General features: G+C 72.4%; 13 protein-coding genes. 8 read left to right on the top strand and 5 right to left on the bottom strand.

Features of this window, described 5'->3' with window-relative positions:
• Position 1 precedes the first annotated feature (1 nt).
• The 3 genes from BJ982_RS22545 to BJ982_RS22535 are packed head-to-tail and all read left to right on the top strand — an operon-like array spanning position 2 to position 2,803.
• Entirely contained in the window at positions 2-631 is a 630-nt protein-coding gene (locus BJ982_RS22545; RefSeq protein WP_184883137.1) for a class I SAM-dependent methyltransferase, read from the top strand.
• Positions 624-1,727: a polysaccharide deacetylase family protein gene (locus BJ982_RS22540; protein WP_203958903.1), complete on the top strand. Its 1,104-nt coding sequence runs from the start codon at positions 624-626 to the stop codon at positions 1,725-1,727. The genes BJ982_RS22545 and BJ982_RS22540 overlap by 8 nt, the downstream gene beginning before the upstream one ends.
• On the top strand, positions 1,709-2,803 hold the full coding sequence (locus BJ982_RS22535) for a glycosyltransferase (RefSeq protein WP_184883135.1): 1,095 nt from the start codon (positions 1,709-1,711) through the stop codon (positions 2,801-2,803). The genes BJ982_RS22540 and BJ982_RS22535 overlap by 19 nt, the downstream gene beginning before the upstream one ends.
• Positions 2,804-2,819: 16 nt before the next feature.
• Here the strand turns inward: BJ982_RS22535 and BJ982_RS22530 are convergent, their stop codons facing one another.
• Positions 2,820-4,094: a hypothetical protein gene (locus BJ982_RS22530; protein WP_184883133.1), complete on the bottom strand. Its 1,275-nt coding sequence runs from the start codon at positions 4,092-4,094 to the stop codon at positions 2,820-2,822.
• A gap of 435 nt (positions 4,095-4,529) precedes the next feature.
• Between BJ982_RS22530 and BJ982_RS22525 the strand changes: the two genes are divergently transcribed.
• The 5 genes from BJ982_RS22525 to BJ982_RS40555 are packed head-to-tail and all read left to right on the top strand — an operon-like array spanning position 4,530 to position 10,229.
• Positions 4,530-5,732, top strand: coding sequence for a glycosyltransferase (locus BJ982_RS22525; RefSeq protein ID WP_184883131.1), 1,203 nt, complete (start codon positions 4,530-4,532; stop codon positions 5,730-5,732).
• Positions 5,729-6,691 (top strand): NAD-dependent epimerase/dehydratase family protein, encoded by a 963-nt coding sequence (locus BJ982_RS22520; RefSeq protein ID WP_184883129.1) that lies wholly within the window; start codon positions 5,729-5,731, stop codon positions 6,689-6,691. Before BJ982_RS22525 ends, BJ982_RS22520 begins: the two co-directional genes overlap by 4 nt.
• 59 nt (positions 6,692-6,750) lie before the next feature.
• Positions 6,751-7,749, top strand: a complete 999-nt coding sequence (locus BJ982_RS22515; RefSeq protein WP_239122784.1) for a GDP-mannose 4,6-dehydratase — start codon at positions 6,751-6,753, stop codon at positions 7,747-7,749.
• Entirely contained in the window at positions 7,746-8,783 is a 1,038-nt protein-coding gene (locus BJ982_RS22510; protein WP_184883126.1) for a glycosyltransferase family 4 protein, read from the top strand. The genes BJ982_RS22515 and BJ982_RS22510 overlap by 4 nt, the downstream gene beginning before the upstream one ends.
• A gap of 3 nt (positions 8,784-8,786) precedes the next feature.
• Positions 8,787-10,229 (top strand): tyrosine-protein kinase domain-containing protein, encoded by a 1,443-nt coding sequence (locus tag BJ982_RS40555; RefSeq protein WP_184883124.1) that lies wholly within the window; start codon positions 8,787-8,789, stop codon positions 10,227-10,229.
• Here the strand turns inward: BJ982_RS40555 and BJ982_RS22500 are convergent.
• The 4 genes from BJ982_RS22500 to BJ982_RS22485 form a co-directional block, all read right to left on the bottom strand.
• Complete coding sequence (locus tag BJ982_RS22500) at positions 10,115-10,774, bottom strand: arsenate reductase/protein-tyrosine-phosphatase family protein (protein ID WP_184883122.1); 660 nt, start codon at positions 10,772-10,774, stop codon at positions 10,115-10,117. The two genes, BJ982_RS40555 and BJ982_RS22500, sit on opposite strands and share 115 nt — an antisense overlap.
• A complete protein-coding gene (locus tag BJ982_RS22495) occupies positions 10,758-12,515 on the bottom strand; it encodes a DUF4012 domain-containing protein (RefSeq protein ID WP_184883120.1) in 1,758 nt (585 codons plus the stop codon). Before BJ982_RS22495 ends, BJ982_RS22500 begins: the two co-directional genes overlap by 17 nt.
• On the bottom strand, positions 12,505-13,335 hold the full coding sequence (locus BJ982_RS22490; RefSeq protein WP_184883119.1) for a fibronectin type III domain-containing protein: 831 nt from the start codon (positions 13,333-13,335) through the stop codon (positions 12,505-12,507). Before BJ982_RS22490 ends, BJ982_RS22495 begins: the two co-directional genes overlap by 11 nt.
• Before the next feature lie 268 nt (positions 13,336-13,603).
• The gene (locus tag BJ982_RS22485; protein WP_184883117.1) at positions 13,604-14,821 is read right to left on the bottom strand and encodes an ABC transporter ATP-binding protein; all 1,218 of its coding nucleotides are present in this window, start codon (positions 14,819-14,821) and stop codon (positions 13,604-13,606) included.
• Positions 14,822-14,824 lie beyond the last annotated feature (3 nt).

Genomic DNA, 14,824 nt, shown 5'->3' with positions numbered 1-14,824 from the left:
GATGCAGACCACCGTGAAAAGGCTCACCAGGAAGATCGAGGTCGCGCGACGGCACGGCGCCGACAACGTCGCCAAGGCGCTCGCGGGAAAGGCGCTGCAGTTCCCCTTGTCGCTCGTGTTCGGCGCCGACCGCTGGCACCTGCGGGGATTTCACACCACCAACTACAAGAAGATGGCGGTCGAGATCGCCAGGACCGTGCCCGGGCGGCTGGACGTCGCCGTCGAGGTGGGATGCGGCCTCGGTGACGTCCTCGGCCGGGTGCGGGCCCGGCGCAGGCTCGGGTTCGACATCGACCGCGGCGTCATCGCCTGGGCCCGGTTCCTGCGGCGTCCCGGCGGAACCAGGCCGGAGTTCGCCGTGGGGAGCTTCGACGCGCTGATCAGGCACGAGGTGCGGGAGATCGACCTGCTGATCACGCTGGGCTGGTTCCACTACATGCCCGACGACTGGATCGGGCAGCAGATGCGCGCGCTGCTCGCCGCCAAGCGGGTCAGGTACGTGCTGGTCGACGAGTTCCCCGAGCAGAAGGGCCGGATCGAGCGCCTCTTCGACGGCTTGGGTGTCCGGGTGGACAGGCGTCACGACTGGCAGGACGACAAGCATCTGCTCCTCTACCGCTGCGATGTCTGACCTCACGGCACCTGTCCGCGCGGCGGGCGCCGGAGACGACGGCGCGGCGCCGCGCCCGGCCTTCCTCATCACGATCGACGTCGAGGAGGACGACGCCTGGAGCGGTTCGGCGACGGTCCGGACGCGCAACGCCGGCTTCCTGCCCCGGTTCCAGGCGTTGTGCGACCGGTACGGCCTTCCTCCCACCTATCTGGTCGACTGGACGATGGCGACCAGCCCGGCGTTCCAGGAGTTCGGCCGTGCGGTGCTGGAGGGCGGCCGGGGCGAGATCGGCATGCACCTGCACGCCTGGACCACGCCGCCCATCCTGCCGCTGACCGGCGCCGACCACCGGCACAAGCCGTTCCTGACGGACTTCCCCGAGCCGGTGATGGCGGCGAAGGTGACGACCGCGACGCGGACGCTGCAGGACGTCTTCCGTGTCGCGCCGGTGAGCCACCGGGCCGGGCGGTGGATGATGGACGAGACCTACGCGCGGATCCTCGTCGAGCACGGCTACCTGGCGGACTGCTCGGTGACGCCGCACGTCTCCTGGCGCGGCACCTCCGGCGCGCCGGGCGGGCGCGGCCCGCGGGACTACACGGGCTACCCCGAACACCCGTACTTCGTCGATCCGGGGGCGCTGCACAGGGCGGGAGAGTCGCCGCTGCTGGAGGTGCCGATGACCATCGTGCCCCGCCGGTACGGCCCCCTGGCCGGCGGCGCGCGCGCCCTGCTGTCCCGGGGTGGGCCGGCGGGCCGGGTGGCGGGCCGGCTCTGGCCGCGGACGTCCTGGCTGCGGCCGAACGGCAGGAACCGCCGTGAGATGCTCGAACTCGCCGGGCACGCGCTGCGCTCCGGGCGCGATCACGTCGAGTTCATGCTGCACTCCTCGGAGCTGATGCCGGGCGGCAGCCCCTATTTCCGGACCTTCCGGAGCGTCGAGGCGCTCTACGACGACATCGAGGCGCTCTTCGCGTACGCCGCGGGCCCGTTCGAGGGGATGACCCTGGCCGCGTACCGGGCCGGGTTCGCCGCCCGCGCGGGACGGCGGCCGGGACCCGCGGCCGGGCCGCCTCGGACCGGGCAGGAGAACCCGTGCACGTCTGCGAAGTGATCAAGTCGCTCGCCCGGGTGGGCGGCGCCGAGGTCCTGCTCACCCGGCGGCTGTGCGCGGCTCCCCCGGGCAAGCGCTACACCGTCGTGTGCCTGGAGGCCGCCCCCGAGCTGTTCGTGGAGCGGCTGCGACGGCACGGCGTGAACGTCGTCGACCTCACCTCCTGTCCCCGCCCGCTCCGGATGGCCAGGCTGCTGACCGTGGTGCGGCGGCTGCGCCCGGACGTGCTCAACGTCCACTCCCCTCTGCCGGCGGCGGCGCTCCGGCCGGTGTCCCGGCTGTGGCGCCGCCGGCCGATGCTGGTGTCCACCGTGCACAGCGTGAGGTTCCGGCTGCCGACCCTGCTCCTCGACCGGGCCACCGGCCGGCTGGACGATCACACCGTGGCCGTCTCCCCCGAGGTGGCGCGCAGCGTGACGACGATGGGCGCGCGGCGCCTGTCGATCCGGGTGCACGGCGTCGACGTGGCCGAGCAGCGCCGCTGGGCGGCGGAGGCGGCGCTGATCAGGAAGGAGTGGGACGTGCCCGGCGACGCCTTCCTGATCGTGCACGCCGGCAACTTCCGCCCGGTCAAGAACCACGGCTTCCTCGTCGACGCGGCGGCCAGACTGACGGCCGAGGAGCGGGCGCGCACGCTGTTCCTGCTCGCCGGATCGGGGCCGCTGTTCGACCAGACCGCGCGGCGCGTCGCCGGGCTGCGCCTCCCCCACGTGCGGCTGCTCGGCCACGTGCCGGACGCCGCGCGCCTCATCGCCGCCGCCGACCTGCTGGTGCACTGCTCGACCTACGAAGGGCTGCCGGTCGTCATGATGGAGGCGCTCGCCGCGGGCGTCCCGGTGGTGTCCACCCGCGTCGGCGGGATCCCCGACCTCGTCGAGTCCGGACGCAACGGCCTGCTGGTCCCGCCGGGCGACGCCAAGGCGTTCGCCGGGGCGATCCTGGCGGCGATGCGACCGGACACCCACGCCCGGCTGCGCGACGGCGCGCGCGCGAGCGCGGAGACGATCGACATCGGGGAGACCGCGAAGTGGTTCGACCGGTTGTACGACGAGGCGCCGCCGCGCTCTGGGGGCTGACCTCCCGGGACCGGGCTCAGGAGCGGACCGCCGCGGTCCGCTCCGGCTCCGGCGGGCTCTCGGCGCCCCCCTCCGGCGTGTCCTGGCTTTCGGAGGGCGTCCGCGACCAGGCGAGCGCGCACAGCAGGCTCGTGACCATGACCAGGGGTATCCGCTGCCGGGCGATGAGCCCGATGTTGGCCATGGTGGTCGCGTAGGCCAAGGCGCTCGGAACGAGGAAGAGCAGCAGGATGAGCAGCGTCCTGCGGTCGCGGCGCCACAGCCGGCGTCCGCCGGCCAACCCGAAGCAGAGCAGCAGGTACCACAGGCAGGTGTCGATCTTGCCGAGCTGCAGCGCCAGGCTGCCGGGCGTCCACGGGAACGGCGAGAGCAGCGTGTAGACCAGTTTGGCGCCGAGCGCCCCCCACGGGCTGCCGTCGTCCTCGAAGCCGACGCCCGACCCGTTCCGCCACCCCGAGACGCCGGCGTTGGACCTCTGGACGTCCGGCGACTGGGCGTACTCCAGCTGGTCCCGCATGGCCTCGATCGGCTCGCTCTGCATCACGAAGTCGAACCGGAACAGGACGACCATCGCCAGCGCGGTGAGGACGACCAGGCTCCGCAGCGAGACGACCTGCCGCAGCCCGCTGATGCCCAGGGCCAGCGGGAGCACGCACATGAAGGCCATGTAGGGGCGGATGTTCCACAGCGCCCACAGCAGCGGCACGAGCGTGAGCAGCTTGCCGAGGGTGCAGCGCCGCGTGAGCGAGACCCCGACGGCCAGGGAGGCCACCACCAGCAGGGCGTTGACGCCGTCCTTGTAGCTGTCGGAGGTGTGCAGCAGGAAGCCCGGCATGAAGGCGACCACGACGAGCAGCCAGAACGCGCCCCGGTCGTCCGCGCCGAGCATCCTCGCGAACCTGTACATGACCACACACAGCAGACAGGCCAGCAGGGCCATGAGCGCCGCCGAGGCCAGCGGGACGGGGCCGTCACAGATGTAGCGGAGCAGAGCCAGGAGGTTGCAGTGCAGCGCGGCCCCGTACAACCGTCCCGCGCCGTTGACCGTGACGTAGGAGATGCCGTCCCGCTTCCACTGGTCGGCGATCTCCTGGGCCCACAGGTCGTACAGGACGTTGTCGCCGCCGTAGTCGAACAGGGCGCCGCCCTTCAGCATCACGTGGGCGGCCAGGCGGGCCGCGAAGGCGGCCAGCAGCACCGGCAGCACCCGTCTCGCCACCGGCGCGTCCAGGCCGGCGCGGACCGCCACGACGAGCGCCGCGACGATCAGCACGACGATGAGAAGTTCCATGAGAACCGGCTCCCCTCCCGCGAGATCACACGCACGGCCGGCGGTCGCGGAACGCCCTGGACGAAGGCAACTCGCCCGACGCTAATGCCGTGGCGCGCCGGAAGATCACCGCATCCCCCCGGCCTGGTACGACGATGACCCGCAGCGTGCGGAGTCTTTCCACGCCGCGCCGGTTGCGGCCGGTCACGCAGGCCCGGACGGCCATTTCCCTTTCAATCCGTAACTGTGCGTTCGCCGGGTCATACGGCGGACAAATCCGAAAACACCGCGACCGGACACGTCGCCGAGCGGTTCGCACTCCCTTCCCCACAAACCGGCCATGAGTGGGTACCGAATGAGGAAACACTTTTGCGGCCACCGCGACGGTGCGGCGAATGGAATAAATGGCGGGCTAGCTTCTTCGACGTGACCCAGGCACACCGCCAAGGAGCGCGCGTGAAGTCGGACAGCCGCATCCGCGTCATGGAGATAATCGCCCGGTTGAACGTCGGAGGGCCGGCGACCCAGATATCCGGGCTCATCGAACGGCTGGACCACCGTGAATTCGACCACCGCCTGTACACCGGGCACGTCGAGGAGGACGAGACCGAACACCTGCGGCTCGGCGCGCTCGCCGGGCGCCCGGGCCCGGACGGCCCGGCCCTCCGGGTGCACCGGGTGCACGGGCTCGGCCGGGCCATCAGGCCGTCCGACGACGTTCGCGCCCTCGCCCACCTCGTCGCCGCCATGCGCCGCTTCCGGCCGCACGTCGTGCACACCCGGACGGCCAAGGCGGGAGCCCTGGGCCGGCTCGCCTCCGCGCTGTCGGGCGTCGGCTCCGCGCGGGTGCACACCTTCCACGGTCACCTGCTCGACGGATACTTCACCGGCGTCAAGCGCGCGGCGTACGTGCGCGCCGAGCGCGCGCTGGCCGCGGTGTCACACCGGCTGGTCACGGTCGGCGACCGCGTCCGCGAGGACCTGCTGGCCGCCGGGATCGGCACGCCGGGCAAGTACGTCGTCATCCCCCCGGGCGTCGGCCTGCGCGCGCTGCCGTCCCGCGAGACGGCCAGGAAGGACCTGGACCTGCCCCTGGACGTGCCGGTGGTGGCCTTCCTGGGACGGCTGACCCAGGTGAAGCGGCCCGACCGGCTGCTCGCCACGGCCGAGGCCGTCCTGGAGTGGGTCCCCGGCTGCCGGTTCGTCGTCTGCGGCGGCGGCGAGCTGCGCGAGGAGACCGAGCGCGCCGCGGCGCGGCTTCCCGGGCCGGTCATGTTCACCGGCTGGCGCGGCGACACCGAGACGGTCTACGCGGCCGCGGACGTCGTCCTGCTCACCTCGGACAACGAGGGGACGCCGCTCACGCTCATCGAGGCCGGCATGGCAGGGGCGCCGGTCGTGGCGACCCGCGTGGGCAGCGTCGGCGAAGTGGTGCTGGACGGCCGGACCGGGCTGCTGGCCGGGCGCGACCCCGCCGAGCTGGCGGGCCACGTCGTGCGGCTGCTCACCGACCCCGGGCTCGCCCGGACCATGGGTGAGGCCGCCCGCCGCTGGACCACCACGGCCTTCGCCGTCGAACGCCTGGTCTCCGACACCGAGGCCCTTTACCGGGCGGCCGCGCGCGACCGCCGGCCAGAAACCACGGAGGTGGACAGATGAGAGTGCTCGTGACAGGCGGGGCCGGCTTCATCGGCGCGAACGTGTGCCGCACGCTGGCCGCCCGGCCGGACGTCGAGCGGGTCACGGTCCTGGACGATCTCACCGGCGGGGACCTCGTCAACCTCGCCGGGATCGACGCCGAGTTCGTGATGGGCAGCGTCCTGGACCGCAAACTGCTGGCCGAGCTGGTCCCCGCCGCGACCACGGTGATCCATCTCGCGGCCGTGCCGTCCGTGCCGCGGTCGCTGAAGGACCCGCTGACCTCGCACATCGTCAACGCCACCGGCACCGTCAACGTGCTGGAGGCGTGCCGGCGGACCGGGCCGCACGTGATCGTCGCCTCGTCGTCCTCGGTGTACGGGGACAGCCCGGAGGCGTACAAGCACGAGGACCTGCCCGCCCGGCCGCTCAGCCCGTACGGCGCCGGGAAGCTCGCCGCGGAGAGCTACACCTTGGCCTACGGGCACAGCTACGGCCTGCCGGTGCTGGCGTTCCGGTTCTTCAACGTCTACGGGCCGCTGCAACCGGCCGACCACGCCTACGCGGCCGTCGTGCCGGCGTTCGTGTCGGCGGCGCTGCGCGGCGAGCCGGTCCCGATCTACGGGGACGGCACCCAGGCCCGGGACTTCACCTACGTCGAGTCCGTGGCCGACGTCCTGGCCGAGGCGTCGGCCCGCGGCGTGACCAGCCCCGTGCCGGTCAATCTCGCGTTCGGCACGCGGGTCTCCCTGCTGGAGCTGAGGCACGCGCTCGCGACCGTGCTGGACCGCCCCGTCGAGGCGTCCTTCCTGCCGCCCAGGACCGGTGACATCCACGACTCGCGATCCTCCCCCCGGCTGCTCGGAGAGCTGTTCCCCGACCTGCGGCCCGTCTCGCTGGAGGAGGGGCTGCGCCGGACGGTGGCCTGGTTCCGGACGTTCACGCGCCCGGTCCCGCACGAGATCGACGCCGCCCTCTGATGGAGCACACCGACCGCATCGACCACCAAGGACGTCCTCGCACGCTGACAGGAGAAGCCGTGAACGACTCGCCAGGGAAGACCTACCTGATAACCGGCGGGAGCGGGTTCATCGGATCCCATCTGACCGATTCCCTGCTCGCGCGCGGCGACTCCGTGTGCGTCCTGGACAACCTGTCGACCGGGCGCATCGCCAACATCGAACACGTCCTCGGCCATCCGCGCCTGCGGTTCGTCCAGGGCTCGGTGCTGGACGAGCTCATCGTCGACGAGCTGGTGCACCGGTGCGACGTCGTCGTGCACCTCGCCGCCGCCGTCGGGGTGAAGCTGATCGTCGACCACCCGCTGCGGTCGCTGACGACCAACATCCGCGGGTCGGAGATCGTGATCGAGGCGGCGCACCGCTACCGCAGGAAGATTTTGATCACCAGCACGAGCGAGATCTACGGGAAGAACTCCAGCGGCCCGCTGTCGGAGCTCTCCGACCGCGTGCTCGGCAGCCCGGCGGTGGTCAGGTGGGCCTACAGCACGGCCAAGGCGGTGGACGAGATCCTCGCCAACGCCTACCACAAGGAACGCGGCCTGCCGACCGTCGTCGTGCGGCTGTTCAACACGGTGGGCCCCCGGCAGAGCCCCGCCTACGGGATGGTCATCCCCCGCCTGATCCGGCAGGCGCTCGGCGGCACGCCGCTCACCGTCTTCGGCGACGGCACCCAGACCCGGTGTTTCGCCCACGTGGCCGACGTGGTGGTGGCGCTGCTGGAGCTGCTGGACCGGGAGGAGGCGATCGGCGAGACGTTCAACGTCGGCGCCTCCCACGAGGTCACCATCCTGGAGCTGGCCAAGATGATCATCGAGCTGACCGGGACGTCGAGCGGGATCGAGAACATCCCGTACGCGCAGGCGTACGAGACCGGCTTCGAGGACATGACCCGCCGGGTCCCCGACACGGCGAAGCTGCACGCCCTCACCGGGTGGACGCCGCGGCGCTCGCTCCTCGACATCCTGCGGGAGACCATCGTCGAGGCCCAGGGCGAACTGGTGGCGTCCCCGCGATGAACGCGTCCACGATCCTCATGACCGGGCTGGCCGGTTTCCTGCTCACCGCGCTCGCGACGGGGCCACTCGGCCGGCTCGCGATCCGCTGGGGCATCACCGACCGCCCGGGCGGGTACAAGGCGCACGCCCGCCCGATCCCCTATCTCGGGGGAGTCGCGATCATGCTGGGCACCGTCGCCCCCGTGATCGTCATCGTCGGCCTGAACGACCTCACGCTCGCCGTGGTGATCTGCGCCGCCGTCGCCGTGGCGCTGCTCGGCCTGATCGACGACATCGCGCCGCTCTCCCCCATCGCCCGGCTCGGCGTCGAGTCGGTGGCGGCGGCCGGGGTCGTGCTGGGCGGGCTCCACGCCCCCGTGACGGGCGGCTGGCCGGACGTCCCGCTGACGATCCTGTGGATCGTCCTGATCACGAACTCGTTCAACCTGCTCGACAACCAGGACGGCTCGCTCGGCGCCATCACGGCGGCCGGCGCCGCCCCGCTCGCCGTCACGGCCTTCGTCGCCGGCCGGCCGATGATCGGCATGATGCTGACCGCGCTGTGCTGCGCCGGCGTGGGGTTCCTGCTGCACAACTGGGCGCCCGCCAGGGTGTTCATGGGCGACTCCGGCTCGCTCTTCATCGGGTTCGTCGTGGCCTGTTCCGCCACGGCGGTGGCGAGGGACGAGGCCCCGGACCAGGTGATCGGGACCCTGCTCCTGCCCACGTTCGTCGCCACGATCGACACCGGGGTGGTGCTGCTGTCCCGGGCGCGCGCCGGCCGTCCTCTTCTGCTCGGCGCCACCGACCACCTGTCCCACCGCCTCAACGCGCTCGGCCTCAGCGTCGGGGGCACGACCCTCGTCCTGGCCGGCGCCGCGGCCCTCTCAGGCGCGCTCAACCTGGCGATGACCTTGCGACTCACCCCGCCCCTCATCACCACGGTCGCCGCGGTCGCCGCGGTCATCGTGCTCATCGGGCTCCTGCAGAAGGCGCACAGCCCGGTTCCCGGACCCGCCGGCGAACCCGCCGTCAGCATCACCGAAAGGCGTTGATCCGTGCAAGGCCTCTACTACCTCCGGCTCATCCGCGCGCACTGGGCGCTCATCGCGCTGGCGCTGATCGCCTCCGCCGCCGCGGCCATGGTCGTCACCGCCAAGACGCCGCCCCGCTACCAGGCACAGATCGACATGCTGGTGACGGGATACGACAAGGAGGGCAGTCTCGCGACCGCCATCCAGGCGGGCGCGCTCTCCCAGCAGCGGGTGCAGTCGTACGCGAGCCTCGTGTCCAGCCGGCGGGTGGTCGGCCAGATCGCCGGACCGGACGAGGTCGGTCGCGTCCAGGCCGGCATCAAGGCCGAGGCCATTCCCATGACCACGCTGATCCGCGTCACGGTCACCGACAGCGACCCCGTCCGCGCGGCGCGGCTGGCCGACAAGCTGGGCGTGGTCTTTCCGCAGGTGATCGACAAGCTGGAGCGCCCGAGCCGGTCCAGCCCGTCCACGGTCAGGGTGACGGTGGTGGACCAGGCGAGCGTCCCGGTCAGGCCGGTCAGCCCACGCCCGCTGGTCAACCTGCTCGTCGCGGAGCTGATCGCCCTGGCCGCCGTCATCGGCGCGCTCGTGCTACGCGATCGCGTGGACACCACCATCAAGACGCCCGAGACGCTGCAGGCCGTGTCGAAGAGCCCGACCATCGGGGTGATCGGGCGCGAGCGTGACGCCCAGCGGCACCCGCTGATCATCCGCGACCGCGGCGTATCCTCCCGGGCCGAGGCGTTCCGGGCGATGCGCACGAACCTGCAGTTCATCAGCGTCGACCGGCGACCGCGTTCGCTGGTGGTCACCAGTTGCCTCGCCGGGGAGGGGAAGACCTCGATCGCCGTCAACCTCGCCATCGTGCTCGCCCAGGCCGACTGGCGGGTGGTGATCGTGGACGCCGACCTGCGCCGTCCCCGGGTCGCCGCCCAGTTCGGCCTCGAAGGGTCGGCGGGGCTCACCGACGTGCTGATCGGCTCGGCCTCGCTGGAGGACGTGGCCCAGACCTGGGGGCCGCCGTCCCTCACCGTGCTGACCAGCGGGCGGATCCCGCCGAACCCGAGCGAGCTGCTCAACTCGCAGGGGATGCGCAAGCTGCTGGCCACGCTCACCGACACCTACGACATCGTCATCATCGACACTCCCCCGCTGCTGCCGGTGACCGACGCCGCCTCGCTGGCCGCCGTCTGCGACAGCACGCTGCTCATCGCCCGGCACGGCAGGACGCGCATGGGGCACATCGCGCGCGCGACCGAGCTGCTGTCGTCCATCAACGCCCGCGTGGTGGGAAGCGTACTGAACCTCGTGCCCGCAAAGACCAAGGACACCTACGGCTACGACGGCTCCTACCAGCCGGAGGAGGTGCCGCGCCCGCCGGCCGAGGCCGGGGCGGCCACGGCGGTCAGCGTCTCCAGCGGCGCCGACAGTCCCTCGGCGATCCGCCGGGCGGCCGACCTGTAGGCGCGGGCCCACCTGCCGTACGGATCGGGCACGTCGGGTTCGTCCACCGGGACGAGCCCGCGCAGCGCCCGCGCCTGAGCGAGCAGGACATGGGCCCGCCGTACCGGGTCCCCCTCCCGGGCGAGGTCCGCCGCCGACCGGGGCCGCGTGAGCACGGCCCCGGTCAACGCCCCGAACTCGGTGATGGTGAAGACCCTGCGGGAGATCCGCGGGCACTCCTGAACCACCGACCCGCGATGCGCGGTCGTGGCGGTCAGCACCAGGTCGGCCTCCTCCAGCATCCGCGAGGTCAGCCGGCGCGCGGCGAACCCCGAGGGGTCGGCGCCCATCTTCTCCAGCACGCGCGCCGCCCCGGGGGCCATCGGCCGTCCGGGCACGGCGCGGACGCCGGCGCTCTCCACGACGACGGGTGAGCCCGCGCCCAGCGCGGCGCGGGCGTACCGCTCGGCGATCGGGGAGCGGCAGATGTTGGCGGTGCAGACGAACAGCAGGCGGAAGCCCTCCTCACGCGGCGCGGGGGTCCACGGGTCAGGGCGGGCAGCCACGCCGGTCCTGGTCGACCCGGGTCTGCTGCGGGCGGGCCAAGGGCTGCGCCGGGACCACGGGAACGGCGCCGGAGCCGGGCTCGGTGAGGTCGAGCTCCCAGGTCCTGGACTGGCCGGGCGCCAGCTCCAGGAGGATGGAGTGCACCGGGTGGGACCTCTCGGTCTCCGTGCGGGCCCAGACGGGCCGGCCGTCCACACGCGTGCCGGTGAGCTCGCTGCCGAGCCCGGCGTACAGCGACACCCACAGCAGGTTGGAGCCGGCCACGTGCGGCCGGTCGGGGCTGTCGAGCCTGCCGGTGACGTAGGACGGCAGCGCCACGCGGGGCACGTCGTTGGTGAGCCGGATCCGCACGCGCGACGGCCGCCGGCCGTTCCTGCAGGGGCCCAGCGTGTAATCCACTGAGCGGTTCAGGTAATAGTCCAGCTTGCCGCCGGCCGAGTTGTTGACCACCAGACCGGCGTACGGCCCCGGCCGCCGCGGCAGCACGCCGCCGAGCGCGGTGGCGGACAGGCGCCGCTGCTCGGCGTCGTGGCGGCTCCATATCTGGAGCCTGCGCTCCTCGGCCATGGGCTTCAGCACGGGCAGCAGGTGGGAGGGCGCGGGGAACGCCTTGGGCAGCGCCTCGCCGACGGCCGCGGCGATCGCGATGAGGAAGCGCTTGCGCCGCACCGGGTCGGGGTAGCGCTCGTAGGCCGCGCGCTCGGTCAGGTCGACGACGTTGGAGGTGGTCACCCGCTCCCCGCCCGGCAGGGTGACCGGCCCGATCACGGCGAGCACGTAGGACAGGCCGACCGGGTCGATCGCGAGGGCGCCGTCCAGCCGCCGGCCGGTCCGGCGCTCCCAGAGCGCGGTCCAGGTCCTGGCGGCGTAGGGGAAGTGCGGGGAGAGGTTGGAGACCGAGAGCAGCTTGGCCGCACCCTCGCCGTACCGGTCGCGGAAAGCCGGGCCGTGGTCGACGACGGGGCGGGCGCTCGGGGTCAGGTCGTTGTTGGCGGCCAGGCGCGTGACGCGGACACGGCCGTGGTCGGCGGAGAGGATGCCGAACGCGCCGACGAGGCCGCCGGTCCCCCGTGATTCGGCGTTGGTCTGGAAGGCCAGGAAGTAGCGGCGCGGGCCGTCGCCGCCCAGCATGGGCGGCAGCAGTTCCGCGGCGGTCGCCGCGGAGCCGACCCAGCCGCGCAGCCGGTCCAGCTCGTCGAGGACCTTGCCCCGCGCCTCGTCCACGGAGGCCACGCGGGTGCGCGCGGGAGTGGCCGCCAGGCGGTCGCGTGCCCGGGTGAGCCGGGCGGTGGCACCGTGCAGGACCGGGGCGGCCGTCCTGAGACCGTTCAGGAGCCGGTCGACGTCGTCTGCGCCGGAACCGGCCGTGAGGAGGGAGGCGCCGACCCCTTGGACGCCGGCCAGCACGCCGGTGACCTCGGCGGCCGACTCGGCGAGCCCTCGCACGGTCGTGGCGCCGTCACCGATCACGGGCAGGTGGGTGAGCAGCGCCCAGTCGGGGCGGGAGGTGATGCGCCGCGCCTCGGCCGCGTGACGCTGGGCGTCGGCCAGCGTCACGCGGATCCGGGCGAGGTCACGGGCACTCATCACCGCGCGCAGGTGCACCAGGGCGTCCCTGGTCGCCTGCAGGTGGTCGCGCACGCTCAGGCCGGCATACGCCGTCCAGCCCCCGTACGACGTGAGGACGAGAACCGGCAGGAGCGCGGCGGCGACGACGCGCCGGCGCCGTCTAGCGCGCACCAGTGGATCGGCGGCGCCGCACGGAGATCAGGACACCGGCGGCTCCGGAGACCAGCAGGGCCCCGCCGACTCCCGCGAGCGCGGCCACGGGCGCGCCGGTGAAGGGGAGCTGCTTGCCGGCCTGCTGCCCGCCCGCGTGCTCGTGGCCGCCGCCGGCCTGTGGTCCGCCGGCCGCGTGCGCCTCCGCGCCCGCGCCGCCGGGGCCGCCGTGTCCCTCATCGTGGTCGGACTCGTGGCCTCCGCCGCCGCCGTCGGAGGAGTCCTCCAGGGCGAGCAGCTTGTCGGCCCTGATGACCTCCTGGTCGTTCCCGGAGCCGTGATGGGACTTGTCGTCCACGTGGTCGACGCGGTCGTCGATCTTGGCGTCGGGCTCGTTGTCCACGGCGTCCTCGTCATGGTGCCGCTTGCATTCCGAGCGGTGACGGGTGACGACGTTGCTCGGCGCCGACACCTCGCCCGCCGCGTTCCGCGCCCTGACGAAGTACGAGACCGTGTCGCAGAACCGGCGCCGGTCCAGGTAGGTCAGGACGGTGCCGCGCACCGTGGCGATCAGCCGGAACGGCGATCCGGTGGCGTAGATGTCATAGGCGACCACGCCGGGGCGCGGCGGGTACGGGTCGTCCGCGGGCGGGTCCCACCGCAGCCTGATGAGGGTCGCGGTGATCTGGATGAGTCTCAGGTTCCTCGGTGCGTTCGGAGGCACGGCCGGGATACGGGACACGGGCCGCTGCTCCACGTGCGCGACGGGCCCCGAGGCGGCCGACGTGGTCACGACGGCCGCCGCCGCGGGTCCCGCCCCGGTCACACCGGTCAGGATCAATGCCACAAACATAGGTATGGTGCGTTTCGCCGCCATTCAGCACTCTCCGATGGGCGTGTTTCCGGCTGTGGGAGACATCGCCCGTAAGCCGAGCGAGATGTCGACGCAACCGTTCTATGCACCTAAGCGGGACGTCAGGCGTCCGGCGCACCGGTTTTGCGCAACCATCGCACTCCCGTGCCCCCTTCCTTGAACGCGAAGAGCCCCCGCCGTGGGAGGGGTTCACGGCGGGGGCTCTTCGCAGGGATGGAGAAGTGGTCTGAGGCGCTCAGCGGCCGACGTTGGCCGGGTGGCCGACGGCGAGGCCGCTGTCGGTGTCGAAGAAGTGCAGGTTGTGGACGTCCACGGCGAGCTCGATGTTCTGGCCGGGGCGGACGTGGCTGCGGGAGTTCACGCGGGCGGTCCACAGCGACTTGTCGCCGACCAGGGGCAGCGCGGCCTCGTCGTCCTCGGCGTCCTGGGCGGCCACGGTGTCGCGGTGCTCGACCGGCGGGGCGTCGATGAGGAACAGCACGTTGATCTCGCTGCCCAGCTCCTCGGTGACCTCCGCGCGGGCGGGGAAGCGCGCCCAGCCGCCGGCGCCGCCGCTGGCCGCCGCGGCGTCCTCGAAGTCGGAGGGGCGGATGCCGAGGATCAGCTTCTTGCCCAGGTACTGGTCCAGGCCCGGCTTCTCGGCGAACGTCGAGTCGGGCACCGGGAGACGGTGGCCGCCGAACACCACGGCGGCGCCGCCGTCGCTCCGGACGAGCTCGGCGTTGACGAAGTTCATGGACGGGGAGCCCATGAAGCCGGCGACGAACAGGTTGACCGGGCTGTCGAAGAGGTTCTGCGGGGTGTCGACCTGCTGGAGGATGCCGTCGCGCAGCACGCAGACCCGGTCGCCGAGGGTCATGGCCTCGACCTGGTCGTGGGTGACGTACACGGTGGTGACGCCGAGGCGCTCGTGCAGGGTGTTGAGGGAGGCACGCATGGAGACGCGGAGCTTGGCGTCCAGGTTGGACAGCGGCTCGTCCATGAGGAACGCCTGCGGCTCGCGGACGATCGCGCGGCCCATCGCGACGCGCTGGCGCTGGCCGCCGGACAGGGCGGCGGGCTTGCGCTTGAGGTACTGGTCGAGGCCGAGCATCTTGGCGGCCTCCTGAACGCGCTTGGCGATCTCGGCCTTGGGCATCTTGCGGAGCTTGAGGCCGAAAGCCAGGTTCTCCTCCACCGTCATGTGCGGGTAGAGGGCGTAGTTCTGGAACACCATCGCGATGTCGCGGTCCTTCGGCGGCAGGTGGTTGACCACCCGGTCGCCGATGGAGATCTCGCCGCCGCTGATGTCCTCAAGTCCGGCGATCATGCGCAGCGCGGTGGACTTGCCACATCCCGACGGGCCCACGAGCACCATGAACTCGCCGTCCCTGATCTCCAGGTTGAGGCCGTTCACGGCCTTCACACCGCCGGCGTAGATCTTGTCGACGTTGCGCAGAACGATTGATGCCATGGC

The sequence above is a fragment of the Sphaerisporangium siamense genome, from assembly GCF_014205275.1.
In the GTDB taxonomy this organism is placed as follows: domain Bacteria; phylum Actinomycetota; class Actinomycetes; order Streptosporangiales; family Streptosporangiaceae; genus Sphaerisporangium; species Sphaerisporangium siamense.
The sequence above is the reverse complement of the archived record's forward strand: the minus strand, read 5'-3'. Positions and strand labels throughout refer to the sequence as shown.

Coding starts and splice junctions, on each gene's coding strand:
- BJ982_RS22540 (WP_203958903.1), top strand. CDS start 624: ATGTCTGACCTCACGGCACCTGTCCGCGCGGCGGGCGCCGGAGACGAC.
- BJ982_RS22530 (WP_184883133.1), bottom strand. CDS start 4,094: ATGGAACTTCTCATCGTCGTGCTGATCGTCGCGGCGCTCGTCGTGGCG.
- BJ982_RS22545 (WP_184883137.1), top strand. CDS start 2: ATGCAGACCACCGTGAAAAGGCTCACCAGGAAGATCGAGGTCGCGCGA.
- BJ982_RS22510 (WP_184883126.1), top strand. CDS start 7,746: ATGAACGCGTCCACGATCCTCATGACCGGGCTGGCCGGTTTCCTGCTC.
- BJ982_RS22520 (WP_184883129.1), top strand. CDS start 5,729: ATGAGAGTGCTCGTGACAGGCGGGGCCGGCTTCATCGGCGCGAACGTG.
- BJ982_RS22485 (WP_184883117.1), bottom strand. CDS start 14,821: ATGGCATCAATCGTTCTGCGCAACGTCGACAAGATCTACGCCGGCGGT.